Origin of the sequence: Neisseria bacilliformis, assembly GCF_014055025.1 — a bacterium.
In the GTDB taxonomy this organism is placed as follows: Bacteria; Pseudomonadota; Gammaproteobacteria; order Burkholderiales; family Neisseriaceae; genus Neisseria; species Neisseria bacilliformis.
In genome coordinates, this window is record NZ_CP059571.1 from 223,659 (window position 1) to 243,364 (window position 19,706).

The 19,706-nt window shown below is 59.5% G+C and carries 21 protein-coding genes; 11 read left to right on the plus strand and 10 right to left on the minus strand.

Annotation, left to right across the window (positions count from 1 at the left end; all coding sequences use genetic code 11):
• Positions 1 to 148 precede the first annotated feature (148 nt).
• The 6 genes from gap to H3L91_RS01175 form a co-directional block, all read right to left on the minus strand.
• Positions 149 to 1,180, minus strand: coding sequence for a type I glyceraldehyde-3-phosphate dehydrogenase (gap, locus tag H3L91_RS01150; protein ID WP_007341561.1), 1,032 nt, complete (start codon positions 1,178 to 1,180; stop codon positions 149 to 151).
• A gap of 456 nt (positions 1,181 to 1,636) precedes the next feature.
• Positions 1,637 to 3,052, minus strand: coding sequence for an aspartate ammonia-lyase (gene aspA, locus H3L91_RS01155; protein ID WP_040658528.1), 1,416 nt, complete (start codon positions 3,050 to 3,052; stop codon positions 1,637 to 1,639).
• 212 nt (positions 3,053 to 3,264) lie between these two features.
• A complete protein-coding gene (locus tag H3L91_RS01160) occupies positions 3,265 to 3,531 on the minus strand; it encodes an acyl carrier protein (protein WP_154647236.1) in 267 nt (88 codons plus the stop codon).
• Positions 3,532 to 3,558: 27 nt separating this feature from the next.
• Positions 3,559 to 3,825 carry a phosphopantetheine-binding protein gene (locus H3L91_RS01165; protein ID WP_007341567.1) on the minus strand — a complete coding sequence of 89 codons (267 nt, stop codon included), beginning with the start codon at positions 3,823 to 3,825 and terminating at the stop codon, positions 3,559 to 3,561.
• The gene (locus H3L91_RS01170) at positions 3,822 to 4,580 is read right to left on the minus strand and encodes a lysophospholipid acyltransferase family protein (protein ID WP_007341568.1); all 759 of its coding nucleotides are present in this window, start codon (positions 4,578 to 4,580) and stop codon (positions 3,822 to 3,824) included. Before H3L91_RS01170 ends, H3L91_RS01165 begins: the two co-directional genes overlap by 4 nt.
• On the minus strand, positions 4,577 to 5,317 hold the full coding sequence (locus H3L91_RS01175; protein WP_007341569.1) for a beta-ketoacyl synthase chain length factor: 741 nt from the start codon (positions 5,315 to 5,317) through the stop codon (positions 4,577 to 4,579). Before H3L91_RS01175 ends, H3L91_RS01170 begins: the two co-directional genes overlap by 4 nt.
• 109 nt (positions 5,318 to 5,426) lie before the next feature.
• On the opposite strand from H3L91_RS01175, the gene H3L91_RS01180 reads away from it, so the two are divergent.
• The 4 genes from H3L91_RS01180 to H3L91_RS01195 all read left to right on the plus strand — a co-directional run bounded on the left by H3L91_RS01180 (position 5,427) and on the right by H3L91_RS01195 (position 8,915).
• Positions 5,427 to 5,912: a hotdog family protein gene (locus tag H3L91_RS01180; protein ID WP_007341570.1), complete on the plus strand. Its 486-nt coding sequence runs from the start codon at positions 5,427 to 5,429 to the stop codon at positions 5,910 to 5,912.
• 183 nt (positions 5,913 to 6,095) lie between these two features.
• A complete protein-coding gene (locus H3L91_RS01185) occupies positions 6,096 to 6,851 on the plus strand; it encodes a DUF4145 domain-containing protein (RefSeq protein WP_007341572.1) in 756 nt (251 codons plus the stop codon).
• 100 nt (positions 6,852 to 6,951) lie between these two features.
• Complete coding sequence (gene fabG / locus H3L91_RS01190) at positions 6,952 to 7,680, plus strand: 3-oxoacyl-ACP reductase FabG (RefSeq protein ID WP_040658531.1); 729 nt, start codon at positions 6,952 to 6,954, stop codon at positions 7,678 to 7,680.
• Positions 7,680 to 8,915: a beta-ketoacyl-ACP synthase gene (locus H3L91_RS01195; RefSeq protein ID WP_007341574.1), complete on the plus strand. Its 1,236-nt coding sequence runs from the start codon at positions 7,680 to 7,682 to the stop codon at positions 8,913 to 8,915. The genes fabG and H3L91_RS01195 overlap by 1 nt, the downstream gene beginning before the upstream one ends.
• 62 nt (positions 8,916 to 8,977) lie before the next feature.
• Here H3L91_RS01195 and H3L91_RS01200 read toward each other — a convergent pair whose 3' ends face one another.
• Positions 8,978 to 9,601 carry a 4'-phosphopantetheinyl transferase family protein gene (locus tag H3L91_RS01200; protein WP_007341575.1) on the minus strand — a complete coding sequence of 208 codons (624 nt, stop codon included), beginning with the start codon at positions 9,599 to 9,601 and terminating at the stop codon, positions 8,978 to 8,980.
• A 185-nt stretch (positions 9,602 to 9,786) separates the two neighbouring features.
• Positions 9,787 to 10,308 carry a hypothetical protein gene (locus H3L91_RS12255; RefSeq protein WP_244958474.1) on the minus strand — a complete coding sequence of 174 codons (522 nt, stop codon included), beginning with the start codon at positions 10,306 to 10,308 and terminating at the stop codon, positions 9,787 to 9,789.
• A 236-nt stretch (positions 10,309 to 10,544) separates the two neighbouring features.
• Here H3L91_RS12255 and H3L91_RS01210 point away from each other — a divergent pair, with 236 nt between their 5' ends.
• The 7 genes from H3L91_RS01210 (at position 10,545) to H3L91_RS01240 (ending at position 17,694) form a co-directional block, all read left to right on the plus strand.
• Positions 10,545 to 12,239 (plus strand): ApeI family dehydratase, encoded by a 1,695-nt coding sequence (locus H3L91_RS01210; RefSeq protein ID WP_007341577.1) that lies wholly within the window; start codon positions 10,545 to 10,547, stop codon positions 12,237 to 12,239.
• Between the two features lie 189 nt (positions 12,240 to 12,428).
• Positions 12,429 to 13,517: a FlxJ family methyltransferase gene (locus H3L91_RS01215; protein ID WP_007341579.1), complete on the plus strand. Its 1,089-nt coding sequence runs from the start codon at positions 12,429 to 12,431 to the stop codon at positions 13,515 to 13,517.
• 17 nt (positions 13,518 to 13,534) lie between these two features.
• Positions 13,535 to 14,245 carry a glycosyltransferase family 2 protein gene (locus H3L91_RS01220; protein WP_007341580.1) on the plus strand — a complete coding sequence of 237 codons (711 nt, stop codon included), beginning with the start codon at positions 13,535 to 13,537 and terminating at the stop codon, positions 14,243 to 14,245.
• Between the two features lie 248 nt (positions 14,246 to 14,493).
• Entirely contained in the window at positions 14,494 to 15,432 is a 939-nt protein-coding gene (locus H3L91_RS01225) for a lysophospholipid acyltransferase family protein (RefSeq protein WP_040658533.1), read from the plus strand.
• On the plus strand, positions 15,429 to 15,869 hold the full coding sequence (locus H3L91_RS01230) for an acyl-CoA thioesterase (RefSeq protein WP_007341582.1): 441 nt from the start codon (positions 15,429 to 15,431) through the stop codon (positions 15,867 to 15,869). The genes H3L91_RS01225 and H3L91_RS01230 overlap by 4 nt, the downstream gene beginning before the upstream one ends.
• A gap of 152 nt (positions 15,870 to 16,021) precedes the next feature.
• Positions 16,022 to 16,615: a LolA family protein gene (locus H3L91_RS01235; protein ID WP_040658537.1), complete on the plus strand. Its 594-nt coding sequence runs from the start codon at positions 16,022 to 16,024 to the stop codon at positions 16,613 to 16,615.
• A gap of 155 nt (positions 16,616 to 16,770) precedes the next feature.
• Entirely contained in the window at positions 16,771 to 17,694 is a 924-nt protein-coding gene (locus H3L91_RS01240) for a bifunctional riboflavin kinase/FAD synthetase (protein ID WP_007341584.1), read from the plus strand.
• A 340-nt stretch (positions 17,695 to 18,034) separates the two neighbouring features.
• Here H3L91_RS01240 and rpiA read toward each other — a convergent pair whose 3' ends face one another.
• Both rpiA and H3L91_RS01250 read right to left on the minus strand, forming a co-directional pair.
• Positions 18,035 to 18,703 carry a ribose-5-phosphate isomerase RpiA gene (gene rpiA, locus H3L91_RS01245; protein ID WP_007341586.1) on the minus strand — a complete coding sequence of 223 codons (669 nt, stop codon included), beginning with the start codon at positions 18,701 to 18,703 and terminating at the stop codon, positions 18,035 to 18,037.
• Positions 18,704 to 19,083: 380 nt separating this feature from the next.
• The gene (locus tag H3L91_RS01250) at positions 19,084 to 19,689 is read right to left on the minus strand and encodes a CNP1-like family protein (protein ID WP_007341589.1); all 606 of its coding nucleotides are present in this window, start codon (positions 19,687 to 19,689) and stop codon (positions 19,084 to 19,086) included.
• Between the last annotated feature and the right edge of the window lie 17 nt (positions 19,690 to 19,706).

The window sequence follows — 19,706 nt, forward strand, 5'->3', positions numbered from 1 at the left end:
ATTGCGTTTTCAGACGGCTTGTGCCGCCAATAAATATTGGTCAAACAGAACACCACCCAAAACGGCGTGTGCTTTCTGCGTGGCGGAAAACAATAGGAAAGGCCGTCTGAAAAATGTTTTCAGACGGCCTCTTGTTTTACGGCGATGGTCAGGCGAAGGGGCGGACTTCCCGGCCAAACATGCGCAGGGCGGTGCGCAGCATTTGGCAGGTGAAGCCCCATTCGTTGTCGTACCAGGCGAACACTTTGACCATGTTGCCGTCCACGACTTTGGCAATCGTGCCGTCGAAGGTGCCGGCGACGGTGGTGTGGTTGAAATCGGTGGAGACCAAGGGCAGGGCGTTGTAGCCGAGCACGCCTTTCAGACGGCCTGTTTCGGCGGCGGCCTGCATCAGGCCGTTGATTTCGTCGGCACTGGTGGCGCGCGCGGCTTCAAAGGTCAGGTCGACGAGGGAGACGTTGACGGTGGGCACGCGGATGGCGAGGCCGTCGAGCTTGCCTTTGAGTTCGGGCAGCACGAGGCCGACGGCTTTGGCCGCGCCGGTTTTGGTGGGAATCATGTTTTCCACGCCGCTGCGGGCGCGGCGCAGGTCTTTATGGCGCACGTCGGTTACGGTTTGGTCGTTGGTGAGGGCGTGGATGGTGGTCATCGCACCTTTGACGATGCCGATGTTTTCGCTGAGGATTTTGGCAACGGGGGCGAGGCAGTTGGTGGTGCAGGAGGCGTTGGAAACGACGGTCATGGCGGGGGTGAGCACTTCGTCGTTCACGCCGTAAACGACGGTGGCGTCAACGTCGTCGCCGCCGGGGGCGGAAACCAGCACTTTTTTCGCGCCGCTGTCGAGGTGGACTTGGGCTTTGGCTTTGCTGGTAAATGCGCCGGTGCATTCGAGCACTAAATCGACGCCCAATTCGCGCCAGGGCAGCTCGGCGGGGTTGCGGGTGGAGAAGAAGGGGATTTTTTTGCCGTTGATAATCAGGTGTTTGTCGTCGTGGGAGACTTCGGCGGCGAAGCGGCCGTGGATGGTGTCGAATTTGGTGAGGTGGGCGTTGGTTTCGATGCCGCCGCTGGCGTTGACGGCGACGATTTCGAGTTGGTCATGCAGGTTGTAGTCGTAGATGGCGCGCAATGCCTGGCGGCCGATGCGGCCGTAGCCGTTGATGGCAACTTTGATGCCCATGTCGGTGTCCTTTGTGTGTTCGGGTTGCGGGAATTCAAAGGTGCGAATTATAGCAAAGTGTAGTCGGGGGTAGTTAGGGCGTGTTGACGTTCAACGTTTTGGCGGCTGCAAAAGTCGTATGTCAACACGCCCCGGAAGGCCGTCTGAAAAGAGGGAGTGCGCGGGCAAAAAAAATGCCGCCTGACAAGCAGGCGGCCAAACACATTACGGGGAAAACGTCTTACTCACTTACTTGCTAGGAAAAGCAAATATATCAGACGGGGTGCATGATAGCGGGCTGGCGGGCGGCTGTTGGCATAATACAGATAAACGGCTTTTTTTCATGATAAACGGCAAAATTAGAAGCAACAGGCGGCTACACGCTGCCGCCGTATGCGCAAAAGGCCGTCTGAAAACGGGTTTTCACTTTATTAAAGCTGCGTTTTCAGACGGCCTTTTGCCGGTGCGGCATCGCGCTTAGGCGATTTTCGCCGCTTTGTATTGCGGGTTCATCAGGTTTTCCGGCGAGAGGATGTCGTCGAGCTGTTTGGCGTCGAGCAGGCCGAGTTCCAAAACCACTTCGCGCACGCTTTTGCCGGTTTGGGCGCAGATTCTGCCGACTTTGTCGCCGTTGTGGTGGCCGATGAAGGGGTTGAGGTAGGTTACGATGCCGATGGAGTTGAGGACGTAGCCGGCGCAGGTTTCGCGGTTGGCGGTGATGCCGTCTATGCATTTGTCGGCAAGGTTGGTGCAGGCGTTGCCGAGGATGGCGATGCTCTCGAACAGGGCCTGGCCGATGACGGGTTCCATCACGTTGAGCTGCAATTGTCCGGCTTCGGCGGCAAAGGTAACGGCGGTGTCGTTGCCGATGACTTTGAAGCAGACCTGGTTGACCACTTCGGGTATCACGGGGTTGACTTTGGCGGGCATGATGGACGAGCCGGCCTGCATTTCGGGCAGGTTGATTTCGTTCAGGCCGGCGCGGGGGCCGGAGGAGAGCAGGCGCAGGTCGTTGCAGATTTTGGAGAGTTTGACGGCAAGGCGTTTGAGGGCGGCGTGCATGCTGATGTATGCGCCGCAGTCGGAGGTGGCTTCGATGAGGTTGGCCGAGGGCGTGCAGGGCAGGCCGCTGATTTCGGCCAGTTTTTTCACCGCCAGCGGGGCGTAGCCGGCCGGGGTGTTCACGCCGGTGCCGATGGCGGTGGCGCCGAGGTTGACTTCCAAAAGCAGGGCGGCGTTGCGTTGCAGGTTGGCGTTTTCTTCTTCCAGCAGCACGGCAAAGGCGGCGAATTCCTGGCCGAGCGACATGGGTACGGCGTCCTGCAACTGGGTGCGTCCCATTTTGAGCACGTCTTTGAATTCTGCGGCTTTGCGCTCGAAGGCGTTTTTCAGACGGCCTGTTTTTTCCAGCAGGACGGCGATGCTGTTGTACACGGCCAGACGGAAGCCGGTGGGGTAGGCGTCGTTGGTGGACTGGCTGGCGTTGACGTGGTCCATCGGGTCGATGACGCCGTAGCTGCCTTTGGGGTGGCCGAGAATTTCGAGGGCGAGGTTGGCGATGACTTCGTTGGTGTTCATGTTGACGGAAGTGCCCGCGCCTCCCTGGTATACGTCGGAGGGAAACTGGTCGAGGCAGCGGCCTTTGCGCAGCACTTCTTCGCAGGCCTGGTCGATGGCCTGCGCCACTTCGGCGGAGAGTACGCCCAGCTCGCGGTTGGCGCGGGCGGCGGCCTGTTTCACCATTACCATGCCGCGCACGAATTCGGGGATGTCGGAAATGGTTTGATTGGAAATGTTGAAGTTTTCTACGGCGCGCAGGGTGTGGATGCCCCAGTAGGCGTCGGCGGGGATTTGACGTTCGCCGAGAAGGTCGGATTCGGTGCGGGTGGACATGTTTGTTTCTCCAAAGTGGTTGCAAAAAATAAGCATAACCGCCGTGCGGTGCGGCGGTTATTTTGCCCGATTCGCAAGGCGATTCCAACTGTTTCGGCGGCTTTGCCTCAGGGCGGGAGGCCGTTTGAAAACACGGTTTCGGCACAGGCGGGAAGCGGATTTGGTTTTTTCAGACGGCCTTTAAGCAATGTTCGGCAGGTCGTCTGAAACCTTTACTGCGCCTGTGCGCCGCCATCAGCAGCCTGAACTTTCAACACCGCCTGCACCACATCATCTACGGTGCGCACGTTGCGGAAGTCTTCGGCGTTGAGTTTGCGCCCCGTTTCGCGTTTGATGCGGTCAATCAAATCAATCGCGTCGATGCTGTCAATTTCCAAGTCTTCGTAAAGATTGGTTTCGGGCTGGATACGCTCGGGCTCAATCTCAAACAAATGAACCAGCGTGTTGGCGAGCAGGGCGCGGATTTCGGCTTCGCTCAGGATTTTGTGTTCGCTCATCGCTGCTCCTTATGCCTGTGCCTGACGGCTTTTGACAAATTCCGCCAGCGTTTTGACGTTGGCGAAGTTGTCGCGCAGGTTGTCTTTTTCGCCGTCAAGCTGGAAGCCGAAGGCTTTTTGCACCGCCAAACCGAGTTCCAGCGCGTCCACGGAATCCAGCCCCAAGCCGTCGTCGCCGAACAGCGCGTCTTCGCTGCCGATGTCGGCGGGGGTAATGTCTTCCAGCGCGAGGCTGTCGATGATGAGTTGTTTGATTTGGTGTTCTAAGTCGTTCATGTGGTTTTCCTTGTGAAATAGTCTTGCAGGTATTCGTTGAGCCGTCTGGCGGCGATGGGTAAGGGTTTTTCGGCGAGCCAGTCTTGCGGGTTGATGTCGTCGCCGACGGTGATTTCGTAATGGATTTTGCGCGGCGGGATTTTGTACCACGGCTGCCCTTTTTTGAAGTTGGGCGGGTTCATTTTGATGACCACGGGCGTAATCACTTTGGCGCTGCGCAAGCCGATGGATACCGCGCCACGGTGCATTTTGACCTGCCCGTCCCAGCCCGTGCGCGTGCCTTCGGGGAAAATCAGCAGGCTTTGTCCGCTTTGGAACACGGCTTCGATTTCTTCCAGCATTTCCATGCTTTCGTCGTTGGGGATATAGCCTGCGGCGCGGATTTGGCTGCTCATGCTGGGGTTGCGCACCAAGTCTTTTTTCACCAGCACGTTTGGGTCAGGCGCGTGGCTCACCAGCAGCACCACATCTAATAAAGACGGGTGATTGGCAAGAATCAACTGCCCGCCGCGCCCGAGTTTTTCTGCGCCGTGGAAGGTTACCGACAACACGCCCGACCATTGCAGATAGCCGACAAAAAACCGCCACACGCGCCCAATCATGCGGCGGGCGGCAAGCTGGCGCGGCACGTCGCCACGGGTGGATTTGAGCGTGTAGGGCAACAGGGCGATTTTGAACAGCACGCCCGCCACGCCGAACAGGATGAAGCCCAGCATGGTGGCGAAAAAACGGCGGCAGTAATCCAAACGGCTCATGCGCGTTTTTCCCACAGCCAGCGGCGGTTTGGATATTGCCGCGTGTGTTTCAGGCTGCCTGAAAGCAGAAAGCGTATCCAGTCCAGCGCGCCGAAGTAACTTTCAGGCTGCCTTGCGCTGTCGTCCGTTTCCAACGTCAGGCTGAAAGCGTCGCCGCGTTCGATGACCATCGCCAGCGCGTAGGCAAACGGCGCGCGCTCGGCGGCAACGGCGTATTCAGTTTTCAACGGATCGTCCGCCACCACCAGCAACACGCGCTCGATGCCGTCTGAAAACAGCGACACGGCTTCCGCCAAGGCCGTTTCCAAGCCGTCCGCGCCCGTTGCCAGCGCGGTATTTTCCTGCATTTCGCCGCGCTGGATTGCCCACTGCCCCGCCAGCGCGTTGTGCACCGACAAACCGAACGAAGTGGGCGACACGGTGTGCGTTTTCAACAGCTCGGGCCACAATTCAAAGCTGCGGTTAATCTCGCCGTCGTGCGAAGCGTAAACCAAAGGGCAGCCTGAAAACCGCTCCGCCAAATCCCAAGCCGCTTCGCACACCAACCGCGCCGCCGCGCCCAAACGCCGCCGCTGCATGGCAGGCAGAAACGAGAGCGCGGGCTTGTGTTCGGGCAGGCTGTCGGCGTTCAGACGACCTTGCGCCCACTCGCGCCATTGTTCTGTGCTGGCAAGGCGGTTGGAAGCGGCGTGCCATGCGGCGATGTTGAATGAAAAAGTGCAGGCGGTGGTTGTCATGGTGTGGCTCTGCGGCGGGAAAAGGCGTGCATTTTAACTGAAATTAACACCTTATGAAACCGCGGGCGCATTGGTATAATCCCATTTTTTCAAACCACATCAAGCCGCTATGCACCGCCTTATCTGCCCCATTGAACATCCCGCTTTTCTGCTGCCGCACAGCGGACACATGGTTTTGATTGACCGCGTAACCGAACACCGCGCCGATTTTGTGCGCGTAGAAGCCTATGTCGGCAGCAAGCATATTCTGTTGCAAAACGGCGTATTGCCGACCACCATGGGCATGGAAATCATGGCGCAGGCAATCGGCGCGTTTGCCGGCATACAGACCATCAGCGCAGGTGAAGAAGTGAAACTCGGCTTTTTGCTGGGCACGCGCAAACTGAATCTGTTTGCCGATGCTATCCCCGTCGGCACCACGCTTGCCGCCACCGCCCACCTATCCACCCAAGACCCCAGCGGCATGGGCGTGTTTGACTGCGAACTGCGCTGGCTCGACGCGCCCGATGGTGTGCGCGACACGCTGCCGCAAGACGGACTGCTGGCTCAGGCGGCGTTGAATGTTTATAGCCCGAAAGAAGCGCGCACGGTTTGATTTTTCGGTTTCAGGCTGCCTCTTTATGGATGTTCAGACGGCATCAGAGGCAGCCTGAAAACAGGATATTGAAACATGGATGCCGTCTGAAAAGTAGGTCGGGCATTGATGCCCGACAAGCACCCGCAAATTGAAAAAACGTCGGGCTTGAATGCCCGACCTACTGTAATTAGGAATAATTAGATGAAAAAAGAATGGTTTGAGCGAGAGTTAAAAACACAGATTCAAAATCCTATTAAAGTTCATTGTAAACAGTGCAATAGGAAAACTTTGCATACCATACACGCAAGCTACGAGGAAGATTATCATCAGATAGATACACCATTCTTTTCATTTGATGGACACACTAACTATCAAATTATCCAATGTAATGGCTGTGAATTTATTAGTTTTAGAGAAGAATCTTGGAATAGTGAAGATTATGAGCATTACACAGAAGAAGATGGTTCTACAAATGTGCGATGTAGCGTAACGGAGAAATTTTTTCCTAACTATATTAGCGGTAGCCGTTTTCAAGATGGCGAGTTGTTCCATTTACCAGATACGTGCCGACATCTTTATCTTGAAATAGAATCTGCCCTTGCTAATCAACATGTATTATTAGTTGCTATTGGGTTAAGAGCTTTAATGGAGGCTATCTGCGAATATGAACAGCAATGCGGAAATATAATTTTTGGGAAAAGAGATCATTTATTTCAAAAAATTGGGAAAATACTTGAACAAGGACTGCTACCGAAAGGGTCAAAAGATATTCTTCATAGTATAAAAGACATGGGAAACAGTTCTGCTCATGAAGCTAAGAGACAAAATATTGAACACTTAAAATTGGCTTTTGGTGTCTTAGAGTCTCTGCTACGAACACTATATATTCATACAAAGCAATTTAATGAAATTAAGCAAGATTCCGATGATGCTAAGCAAGGTAAACACAAAAGGTAATGTCGTCATTTAAAAAGATATTTTATTGATAAGCAAGATTTGCAACCCATTAAGCAAGATTTCAGGCAGCCTGAAACCCCAAAAAACCACAGGAACCCCCATGAACAAAACCATCCTAATCACAGGCTCAAACCGAGGCATCGGCAAAGCCGTCGCGCTTGCCCTTGCCGCCGACGGCTACGACATCGCCGTGCACTGTCGCAGCCGCCGCGACGAAGCCGAAGCGGTTGCCGCGCAAATCCGTGCGCTGAGCAGGCAGGCGCGGGTGTTACAGTTTGACGTGTCCGACCGCGCCGCCTGCCGCGACATATTAACCGCCGATGTGGAAGCAAACGGCGCGTATTACGGCGTGGTGTTAAACGCAGGTTTGACGCGCGATGCCGCTTTTCCCGCGTTTTCAGACGACGATTGGGACAGCGTGTTGCGCACCAATCTCGACGGTTTTTACAACGTGCTGCACCCCGTTATCATGCCGATGATACGCCGCCGCCAAGACGGGCGGATTGTGTGCATGGCTTCGGTGTCGGGCATCACGGGCAACCGCGGGCAGGTGAATTACAGCGCGTCCAAAGCGGGTATCATCGGTGCGGCAAAGGCGTTGGCGGTGGAATTGGCAAAGCGCAAAATCACGGTGAACTGCGTTGCCCCCGGCTTGATTGACACGGAAATCGTCGATGAAAACGTGCCTGTGGACGAGATTTTGAAAGCCGTGCCCGCCGCGCGCATGGGCACACCCGAAGAAGTCGCCCACGCGGTGCGTTTTCTGATGGACGAAAAAGCGGCGTATATCACGCGCCAAGTGATTGCGGTGAACGGGGGATTGTGTTAATGGAAACCAAGCGCGTTGTGATTACCGGCATCGGCGGCATTACCGCGTTCGGGCGCGACTGGCAGAGTATTCAGGCTGCCTTTCGCGCCGAAAAAAACGCCGTGCGGTATATGGACTGGCGCGAGCGTTTCCCCGAATTGGAAGCGCAGCTCGGCGCACCGCTGCCCGACTACACCCCGCCCGCGCATTGGACGCGCAAGCAGCTTCGCAGCATGGGGCGCGTATCGCAGCTTTGTGTGGACGCGGCGGAACAAGCCCTGCAAAACGCGGGTTTACTCGGCGACGAAACGATTAAAAACGGCAAAATGGGCGTGGCGTGCGGCTCGTCAACGGGCAGCACCAAAGACATCGGCGACTTGGGCGAACTGCTGCTCACCGGCACGTCGCGCAATTTCAACGCCAACACCTATGTGCGCATGATGCCGCACACCACCGCCGCCAATGTCGGCATCTTTTTCGGGCTGACGGGGCGGATTATCCCTACGTCCAGCGCGTGTTCATCGGGCAGCCAAGCCATCGGCTACGCCTACGAAGCCATCAAATACGGGCTGATTGACACCATGCTCGCGGGCGGCGGCGAAGAGTTCTGCCCCTCGGAAGTGTATGTGTTTGACTCGCTCTACGCCGCCAGCCGCCGCAACGGCGAACCCGAGCGCACCCCGCGCCCCTATGACGCAGGGCGCGACGGCTTAGTGATTGGCGAAGGCGCAGGCATGATGGTATTGGAATCACTGGAACACGCGAGGGCGCGCAGTGCCAAAATCTACGCCGAAATCATCGGCTACGGCGCAAACAGCGACGGCAGCCACGTTACCCAGCCGCAAAAAGACACCATGCAAAAATGCATGGAACTCGCCCTCAAAGACGCAGGCATCCGCGCCGAACAGGTCGGCTATGTGAGCGGGCACGGCACGGCCACCGAAAAAGGCGACATCGCCGAAACGCTTGCCACCGAAGCCGTGTTCGGCTTTGTGCCCATGAGTTCGCAAAAAAGCTATTTGGGACACACGCTGGGCGCGTGCGGCGCGCTGGAAGCCTGGTTCGCCGTTGAAATGATGAATGGCGGCTGGTTCGCGCCAACCGTGAATCTGGACAACATCGACCCGCGCTGCGGCAGGGTGGACTACATCAAAAGCGGCGGGCGCGAGATTGAAACGAATTATGTGGTCAGCAATAATTTCGCGTTTGGCGGGGTGAATACTTCGCTGGTGTTGAAAAGATGGCGGGGGGCGTAGTTTGGCAGACAAAGGTCTCAGGCCGTCTGAAAACCGTTTTTGGCTGCGCCGAAGCCGCGCTTTCAGACGGCCTCGATATGTTCCAAAACCGCCTTGCCCCAGCTGCCGTAAAACGACGTTTCAAGCGATATGCCGCCGCCGAACCACACGCATGAGAGCGCGTATCCCTGCGGCAGCAGTGCGCTGATGCCGTGCCAGCCGCGTTGTCCGACGGCGTGCAAACCTGTCGGCAAACCGCCGTCAAAACAATAGCCTACCGATGCCATGTCGGCCGGAAACGACAAATCCGCCGCTTTGAGCAAAGCCTCTTTGACGCACCACAGGCGGTAGAAATCTGCCGCGCTCCAACTGCGGCGGCGTAAAAACGCCCGCTCTTCTCCGGTGCACACCCATTGCGCCAAAGCCTGAAAATCGCGCGGCCGCAGCCGCTCCAAATCCACGCCCGATTGCACGGGCGTGTCGGCGCACAAAAGCGCGGCAAAACCGCCGCTGTGCGACAGCGACAAAACGGGCGCGTCTGCCTGCCGCTTCAAGGCGCGGCTGACCCGCCAGTCGGCGCGCTTTTCCAAAACGGGGGCGCGGCGCACGCGGCAGAGGTCGTCTGCATCCAAACCGGCTCTGCGGTAGGCGGCGGACAAATCCGGTGCGCCGAGCAGGCAGTGTAAAACGGTGGGGGCGGGGGTCATGCGCTTTCCGAAATGCGATAAAAAACCGCCGCGATACGGCGGTTTAGGTTGGCGCAATACAAGGGCGCAAACCGTCGGATTATCAGGAGAGGCCGTCTGAAAACGGTTTCGATACGGCCGGAACGTTTTTTCAGACGGCCTCTTTACGCTTTGCGCCGTTGCAAACAGGCAGTCGGGCGCGGGTTTCAGTGATAGCTGCCTTTGAGCACCACGCGGCTGTTCCAGGTGCCGATGTGGCATTCGTATTCGCTGCCGCCGATGGTTTTTTTGTCGAAATAGCTCACCAGCCGCACGGCGTTTTTGTTTTTGCGGTGCGCGGTGGACTGGAAGCGTTTCACCGCGTTCAAAAAGGCGCGTTGGCAGGTTTCGTCGGGGGATTTGCCGGTGGCGTTGGCGGTTTGGCGCGACACGTCGGTGTTGCCGCCCGCGCTGCCGTAGGAGACGCGGACGGCGGGGTCGAGCACTTCGCGCGCTTCGGCGGAATTGAGCGCGGCGGAGGCTTTGCACATATAGGCGTCGTTTTTGCCCCTGCCTGCTACCGGGCCGGTGCTGCGGCAGGTGGCTCCCGCAGCGGGTTTGGCCGGGGCGGCGCGGTGTTCGGGGGCGGGGCGGGCGGCGGTGTCGGGCGCGCTGCCGCCGTTGTTGGCGCAGGCGGCCAAAAGCAGCGGGGCGCAGAAGAGGAAAAGGCGGGCGGTTTTTTTGGGCATTTCGTTCTCCACAGGTGTTTGAAAGCGGCGATTCTACCCCGCCCCCGCGCCGCTGTGAACAAAGGTGCAAGGCGTTCCAACTGCCGTGGGAAAAATATTCTAGTGAAATAAAAGAAGAAATCTACGGCGTTGCTGCGCCTTGCCGTATTACGCATACTGTCTGCGGCTTGCTGCCTTGTATCTTTCTTCTTTTATTTCACTATAAAATCGCCGTTTTCCAAGAATAAGAAAACGCCATGTACCCGCTCACCGAAATCCTCTCCCCAACCCTGCCGCAAACCGACCTGACCGCCGCCGCGCCGAATCTGACCCGCGCGGATTTTAACGGCGCGGTATTCGCGCTTTCAGGCCGTCTGAAAACAGCGGGCATCCGCTCGGCCGCGCTGTGGTTTGACGATGCCGCGCTGTTTGCCTGCGCGGTGCTGGCGGTGTGGCATTCGGGGGCGCGGGCGTTGCTGCTGCCGAACACGGCGCGGGAGAATCTCGAATGGGGCGGCACGGCGGATGTTTTGCTGACTGACGCGCAAGAGTCGTTTTCAGACGACACCGGCAAACCGCTTCACATATGGCATCTGCCCGAGATCATGAGGTCGTCTGAAAGCCGTCAGGCAAACCCTTGCAAAGACTGGCGCATTGCCGACACCGCCGAGGCGCATTTGAAAACCTCCGGCTCGAGCGGCAACGCGCAAATCATCGTCAAAACCGCCGCGCAGATGCAGGCCGAAGCCTTAACGCTGGCCGCCGCGCTGCCTTTTGACGGCCAAACCGTGGTCGGCAGCGTGTCGCCGCAGCATATGTACGGCTTCACTTTCCGCTTCGCGCTGGCTCTGACAACGGGTTGGACGATGGCGCGGACGCAGGCGGTGTATCCCGAAAACCTGCTCGCGGCCACAGCGGCGCACAACCAAGCCGTGTGGATTGCCAGCCCCGCCGTGCTCAACCGCATGGGAGAAAACCGCGACCGGCGCGTGTTGCAGCGGGTGGCGGGCATCGTGTCGGCGGGCGGCGCACTGCCCGAAGCGACGGCGGCGGCGTTGGCAGAATGCGCCGTGCGGCCTTTTGAAATTTACGGCAGCACCGAAACGGGCGTGATTGCCTCGCGGCGCGGCGGCGAAGTGTGGCAGGCGTTTGACGGCGTGTCGTTCGGGCAGGATGCGGATGGCGCGTTGTGGGCAGATTCGCCGTGGGCAACGCGCGTGCAAACGGCGGATTTGGTCGAACCGCGCGACAAAGGCTTTGTGCTATTGGGGCGCAAAGACCGCATCATCAAGCTGGAAGACAAGCGCGTTTCGCTCACGCAGATCGAACACAGCCTGCTGCGCCACGAATGGATTGCCGACGCGCATTGCGCCCTGCATCCGCAGCACGGCCGCATCGCCGTGTGGGCGGCCTTAAACGATACGGGCATCGCCGCGCTGCGCGATAAGGGGCGGGCGGCTGTGGCCGACGCGCTCAAACGCCATCTGGCCGCCTCGCTCGACAAAACCGCCCTGCCGCGCTACTGGCGTTTTGCCGACACGCTGCCGCGCAACGCCCAAGCTAAAATTGCCACTGCCGATTTTCAGACGGCCTTTACCGTGCCGCAAACCGCGCCGCTGTGGGCGGATGCCGAAACGCTTTCAGACGGCCATGCCGCGTTTGCCGGCCGCGTGCCGCTCGATTTGGCGTATTTCGGCGGGCATTTCGCCTCGTTCCCGCTGGTGCCGGGCGTGGTCGAGCTGCAATGGGTGCGCGATTTGGCGGCGCGTTATCCGTGGGGAAATCAGCGCGTCGTGCGCGTGGAAAACCTGAAATACCAGCAGTTTGTCCGCCCGCACGACGAAATCCGCATCGGGCTGCAATACGATGCGGAAAAAAACAAGCTCGCGTTTAAAATCGCCGCCGAAGACCAACCCTGCGCCTCGGGGCGGATTGTGTTTGAGGCCGTCTGAAAAAGCAGGGTGGGTCTCGACCTGCCATTTTCAGACGGCCTTATTGGCTGCATTTGAAGAAAAAACCTTAATCGGTGGGTCAAGACCCACCCTACATGAACACGGCGCAAAGGGCGTAACCATTTTGGGCTTGTAGCCGCAAAGGCCGTCTGAAACCACACCAGCATTGAAAACAAAGGAGAAAATCCGATGAAACTTTTTCCCGCATTGGAACAACGCTATTCGCAGGAGCATCAAACCGCAGGCGAGGCGCAGCGGCTGGCGCAGGAAATCGCCTTCGCGCCGGTGGTGTTTCAGGTATCGCGCCTGATGGTGAAACACGGCGTGTTCGCGCTGTTGAACGACCATCCAGACGGCCTCACGCAGGATGAAATCGTCGAAAAAACAGGGTTGGGCGCATACGCCGCGCAGGTACTGCTCGAAGCCTCGCTCTCCATCGGCACGGTTCACACCCGCGACCACCGCTTTTTCCTCAGCAAAGCGGGCTGGTTTCTGCTCAAAGACAAAATGACCCGCGTCAACATGGATTTTGTGCAGGAAATCTGCTATCGGGGCTTGTTTGATTTGGAAAAAACGCTGCAAACGGGCAAACCCGAGGGGCTCAAAGTGTTCGGCGGCTGGCCGACCATTTACGAGGGTTTGTCCTCGCTGCCGCATGAGGCGCAAACCGCGTGGTTCGGCTTTGACCATTATTATTCCGACAACGCCTTTGCCGAAGCCCTGCAAACCGTGTTCGCCCGCCCCGTAAAAAAACTGCTTGATGTCGGCGGCAACACCGGCCGCTGGGCCTTGCAGTGTGTCACGTTCAATCCCGAAGTCGAAGTAACCATTATGGACTTGCCCCAGCAAATCGGCCTGATGCGCGAAGCCGTGCGCGGCCAAACGGGCGCACAGCGCATCCACGGCCACCCCGCCGACCTGCTCGACCCGAACGTGCCGTTTCCCACCGGCTTTGACGCGATTTGGATGAGCCAGTTTCTCGACTGCTTCTCCGAAGCCGAGGCAACCGGCATCCTTGCGCGCGCCGCCCGCTCGATGAGCGGGCACACCCGCCTTTACATCATGGAGCCGTTTTGGGACAGACAACGCTACGAAACCGCCGCCTATTGCCTCACCATGACCAGCCTCTACTTCACCGCGATGGCCAACGGCAACAGCAAAATCTACCACTCCGAAGACATGATGCGCTGCGCCCGCAACGCCGGTTTGCAAATCGAGCAGATTTCAGACGGCCTCGGCTTGGGACACAGCATCCTGCACTGCGTGAAAGCCGCTTGAAAAAGGCCGTCTGAAACATGAAAACCCTCGCCCTGATTCCCCACTACAACCACCCCGACACCGTCGGGCGCGTCGCCCATGCCCTGCGCGGTTTTGATTTGGACGTGCTGATTGTGGACGACGGCTCGAGCCCCGACAGCCGCGCCGTGCTGCAAGATTTGGTTTCAGACGGCATCCGCGTCATATTCCGCCCCGCCAACGGCGGCAAAGGCGCGGCGGTGAAAACCGGTTTGAAATACGCCGAAGAACACGGCTACACCCACGTTTTGCAGGTCGATGCAGACGGCCAGCACAACCTCGCCGACACGCCCAAGCTGCTCGAAGCCGCCGCCGGGCATCCCGAAGCCGTAATCTGCGGCTGGCCGCAATACGGCAGCGATGCGCCCAAAGCGCGGCTTTACGGGCGCAAAATCACTGATTTTTGGAACATGCTGCACACCGGCTCGCGCGACATCAAAGACGGCATGTGCGGCTTCCGCCTCTACCCGCTTCCCGCCGCGCTGGCCGTAGTGCGCGAAGAAACCGTGGGCGACCGTATGGACTTCGACACCGAAATCCTCATCCGCCTCTACTGGCGCGGCGTGAAACCCGTGTGGATACCCACCCCCGTCCGATACGGCGCGTGCGGCGTTTCCCATTTCCACCGCTGGCACGACAACATCCGCATCGCCAAAATGCACTGCCGCCTGTGCGTCGAACAAATACGGCGCAGGCTGCTTGGCCGCTAAACCCTGTTTCAGACGGCCTCCATTGCGTCATTTGCCCCGCGCAGGGTGTGTGGCGCAGCCACGCACGCGGTTTCAGAATCCGTCGGCAGAAAACATGGCAAGGCTTGAAATTCGGCGCGTATAAAAATTTCAGACGGCCTTTTATTCCGCCCAAACCGCCAAACACGCTTTTTTTGCTATTATTCCCCGCCAAGACGGCGCAGCCGGACAAGAGGCCGTCTGAAAAGGCTTCCGAGAATCCCCGCCCCATGACCGCCAACCACCCCGCCCACTGGACGCGCGACAAAGAGCGCGGCACCCCCTTCGTCCTCACCATCGCCACCCTGATGGTGCGCCACCTGCCGCCCCTGCTGATGGCCTTCTGCACCCGCGCCATCGTCTTCTACTTCTACCTCACCGCCCCCAAACAGCGGCGCAACATCGCCCGCTACCAAGGCCGTCTGAAAACCGCCTGCCCCGACGCCCCTCTGCCCGCGCGCTTCCCCGTTTTGCGCCAGTTTGTCGGCTTCGGCGAACTCGTCTGCGACCGCCTCGCCGTGTGGCAGGGCAAAATCCGCTACGAAGACCTAATTGTCGACGACCCCGACGACATCTCCGGCCAAATCGACACCCCCGGCCGGCGCGGCCAGATACTCGTCTGCTCCCACATCGGCAACGCCGAAATCTGCCGTGCCCTCGCCCCGCACCACCCCCGCTTCAAACTCAACGTCCTCATCCACAGCCGCCACGCCGCCGTCCTCAACGGCGCGCTGCGCAAACTCGGCGCGGACGAAATCAGCCTCATCCAAGTAACCGAACTCGACGCCGGCACCATGCTCCTGCTGCACCAAAAACTCGAAGCCGGCGAATGGATCGCCGTCGCCGCCGACCGCGAACCCCTGCGCGGCGGCAAAACCGTCCCCGTCCGCTTCCTCGGCGCGGATGCCGACCTGCCCCAGGGCGCGTGGCTTTTGGCCGCCCTGCTCAAAGCCCAAACCAACACCCTCTTCTGCCTGCGCGAAAACGGCCGCTACCGCCTGCGCGTGCGCCGCTTCGCCGACGCCGCCCGCTGGACGCGCGCCGGACGCGCCCAAGCCGTGCGCGAAGCCGCCCAACGCTACGCCCGCGAAATGGAAACCGTCTGCGCCGCCCACCCGCTGCAATGGTTCAACTTCTTCGATTTTTGGAAAGACGGGGACACACCGTGAACAAACACATCTACTGCCGCCACAGCCACGAGCTCGAAATCCCCTTTTTCGACGTCGACCCCATGAACATCGTCTGGCACGGCAACTACGTCAAATACCTCGAAACCGCCCGCTGCGCGTTTTTAAGCAGCATCGGCTACGACTACACCGAAATGGCGCGGCAGGGCTGCGGCTGGCCCATCGTCAAAATCGACCTCAAATACATCCGCCCCGCCCGCTTCGGCCAGAAAATCCGCATCGACATGGAAATCGTCGAAATCGAAAGCTGCCTGCGCATCGCCTACACCATCCGCGATGCAGCCAGCGGCGAAAAACTCACCCGCGCCACCACCACCCAGGCCGCCGTGTCCGTCGCCACGGGCGAAATGCAGTTCCAAACCCCTGCAAGCTGGCTCGAAGCCGTCAAACGCCATCCGACATTCAAAGAGGCCGTCTGAAAAACACAAAACCCGTTTTTGGCTGCACCGAAGCTGCGCTTTCAGACGGCCTCTGCCGCTAAGGTAGGGTGTGTCGCCCCAGCGACGCACGCGTTCCCCGCCCGCCGGCACAAAGGCCGTCTGAAAAAAAAACCAACCCGAAAGGAAACCCCATGAAAAAAAACCTCGCCGCCGCCATTCTCGCCCTTGCCGCCGCCCCCGCCGCGTGGGCGTTTTCCACCGCCGAGCTGGCGCAAACCCTGCAAAAACCCGCCAACGTGCAGGGCGCGTTTACCCAGCAGCGTTACCTCAAATCCCTCACCAAACCCATGACCACCGGCGGCAGATTCACCCTCGTGCCGAAAAAAGGGCTGCTCTGGCAGATGCAGAAGCCGTTTGAAACCACCCTGCGCGTGCGCGCCGACGGCATCATGCAGTGGAACGGCAAAACATGGAGCAACCCCAACGCCGGCAAAATCGGCCAAACCCGCCAAATCAAACTGTTTTTGGACCTGCTCGGCGGCGACACGCAGGGCTTGGAAAAACAGTTCGAGCTCTCACTCGCCGGCACGGAAAAACAATGGACGCTGCATCTCACCCCCAAAACCGCCGTTACCCGCCAGATTTTCAACCGCATCGACATCAGCGGCGACAGCGTGGTGCGCAAAATCGAACTCGACGAAAAACAGGGCGACCGCACCGTCATGCGCTTCGAGCAGGTGCAAACCGGCAAACCCCTGGACACCTTCGCCAAACAAGCCCTCTGAACCGGCGCAAAGCCAAGAGGCCGTCCCCGCCTACGCGGGGATGACGTTTCTGAACGCGCGGCATCGGCGCGGCCGCAACCCGTTTTGCAGGTTTTCACAAAGCCCCGCGCCAATCCGTTTACAATAAACGTTTTCCCACGCATGAGCCGTTTGTTATGAAGATTTTTCCCGGAGACACGCCGCCGCCCGCCACGCCCGCCGCCGTTACCATCGGCAATTTCGACGGCGTGCATTTGGGGCATCTGCACATTCTGCAACGGCTCAGGGCCGAGGCGGACGCGCGGGGCTTGGCCGCCGCCGCCGTGGTGTTCGAGCCGCAGCCGGCGGAATTTTTCGCCCGCGTCTCGGGGCGCGAGCCGCCGCCGCGCCTCACGCCGCTGCGCGACAAGCTGCGGCTGCTGCGCGAGAGCGGCTGCGTCGATGCGGTGCGCGTTTTGCGCTTCAACCGCGCCTTTTCGCAGATGTCCGCCGAAGGTTTTATCGATACGGTTTTGCGCCGCGATTTGCACACGCGCTATCTTTTGGTGGGCGACGATTTCCGTTTCGGGCAGGGGCGCGCCGGCGATTTCGGCCTGCTGGCGGCGCAGGCGGATTTCGTTACCGAGCAGACGCCGAGCATCCTGATTGCGGGCGAACGCGCCAGCAGCACCGCCGTGCGCGGCCTGTTGCAGGCGGGGCGGCTGGACGAGGCGCGGCGCGTGTCGGGGCACGATTACACGCTGTCCGGCCGCGTTGTCCACGGTAAAAAACTCGGCCGCACGCTGGGCTGCCCCACGGCCAACATCCATCTGCCGCCGCACCGCTACGCGCTCTCGGGGGTGTTTGCGGTTGAAGCCGAAGGCCGCTTCGGCACGCGGCGCGGCGCGGCAAGCTTCGGCTTCAATCCGACGGTGGACGGCGGCGCGGTGCAAAAGCTGGAAGTGCACCTGATCGGTTTTTCCGGCAATTTGTACGGCGAACGGCTCACCGTGCGCTTTCTGCACAAGCTGCGCGACGAGGAGAAATTCTCGGGTTTGGACGAGCTGCGCGCGCGGATACACGAGGACATCGCGGCGGCGCGCAACTGGCAGGCCGTCTGAAAAGGAGGCTGGCGGCAATCGGTGTGTTGGCGGCCGACGCAGATGCGGGGTGCGGCGTAGCCACGCATGCGGTTTCAGATGGTCTGAAACCTTCCAATCCTTCTCAACTATCATCATTCCCGCACAGGCGGGAATCTTGTTTGATATTAAAAAATTTATTTATAAACAAAATATTACTTAAATTTCACCAAGATTCCCGCCTGCGCGGGAATGACGTCGTTTAGCGGTATCTGGGGTTTTGCAAAGGTTTCTGCCTGCATTTGGATACTTGAACGGCAAAAGGCCGTCTGAAAACCGTTTGGTGCGGTTTTCAGACGGCCTGTTTGTTTGCGCGAAGTGTTTACACGCCGATTTTGATCACTTCCGCGCCGCCGGGGCGGGCGAGGATGAGGATGTCGGCGGTGTAGCGGGCGAAGAGGCCGTTTTCCACCACGCCGGGGATTTGGTTGATTTCGTCTTCCAGCGTGAGCGGGCGGGAAATGTCCAGGCCGGATACGTCGAGGATTTCGTTGCCGCTGTCGGTGGTGAAGCCGACGCGCAGCTGCGGCTCGCCGCCGAGTTTGAGCAGCTGGCGGGCGACGAGGGAGCGGGCGTGGGGGATGACTTCGACGGGCAGGGGGAATTTGCCGAGGCGGGCGACGTATTTGCTTTCGTCGGCGATGCAGACGAACAGGTCGGCCGTGCTGGCGACGATTTTTTCGCGCAGGAGCGCGCCGCCGCCGCCTTTGATCATTTGCAGCGAGTGGTTGACTTCGTCTGCGCCGTCGAAATAGGCGGCGACGCGCACGACGTCGGAGAGGGTTACTTCGGGGATGCCGTATTTTTCGAGCATGGCGGAGGTGGCGTTCGAGCTGCTCACCGCGCCTTTGACGGTTTTGCCGGAGGCGGCCAGTGCCTGAATGAAGTAGTTGACGGTGGAGCCGGTGCCGATGCCGATGTATTCGTCTTCGGGAACGAATTCGACGGCTTTCGCGCCGGCCATGCGTTTGAGATCGTCTTGCGCTGTCATGTCTGCTCCTTGTTTGCCTGTTGTGTTTGGAAAAAATCTGCGGGCGAATCATAAACCGAAACGGGCGGTTTGGACAAAGCGGTGGCGGGAAAACGGCGCGGGTGTTTGACGGGGCGCAAAGGTGCGGGCAGAGGCCGTCTGAAAAACCGTTTTGCAGTTTTCAGACGGCCTCCGATAATTAGCCCGCATCCCGACCGAATATATGGGATAGGTAGGGTGTGCCGTCCCAAGACGGCGCACATGGTCTTTGCCGTGCGGGGATTCCGCAACCGCGTGCGCGGCTGCGCCACACGCCTACACGGAGGCCGTCTGAAAAACGTGAAAACACTTTTTGGCTTCGCCGAAACTGCGTTTTCAGACGGCCTCTGTGTCTGCGGGGCTTAAATTTCGCTGTCGCGGCTGCTTTGTTTGCCGGAGGCGTCGCGCAGGCCGCCGCGTTCGTTCAGGCGTTGGACGAGGGCGGGGGCGGTGTCGGGGGTGCCGTCGATGCACCAGATGCGGTAGAGCGCGCCGCGCAGTGCCGCGCCGCCGGTGGGGCTGCCGCCCAAGTCCTGCCAGAGGGCGTTGCGGGCGGGTATCCAGCGGCGGTTGACGGGGTCGCCGTAGGCGTAGGTTTTGTAGGCGGTTTTCTTGCTTTTGCTGTTGGGGAAGGAGCCGGGGGCGCAGTAGAGGGCTTCCGCGCTGATGTTGTCGAAGCCTTGCGCTGAGCGGACGTTGGCGATGTAGCGCACGGTGCCGTCGGCGGCGGGGCGGACGCTGGACGGGGCGATGAGGAGTTTGGTTTTTTCGGTGGGGCCGAGGTAGATGTCGAACCATTTTTCGCTTGCGGCGGGGTAGGGCGGTAGGGCTTCTTCGCTTTCGGTGAAGGTGGCGCGGGCGCGGTCGGCGGCGGTTTCTTTGTAGTTGTTGAAGGGTTTTTCGTCGTCGAAGGCGTGGGCTGCTGCGGCGGCGAGGATGAGGGCGGCGGCGAGGGCGCGGGTGTTCATGCGGGTTCCTGTCGGGG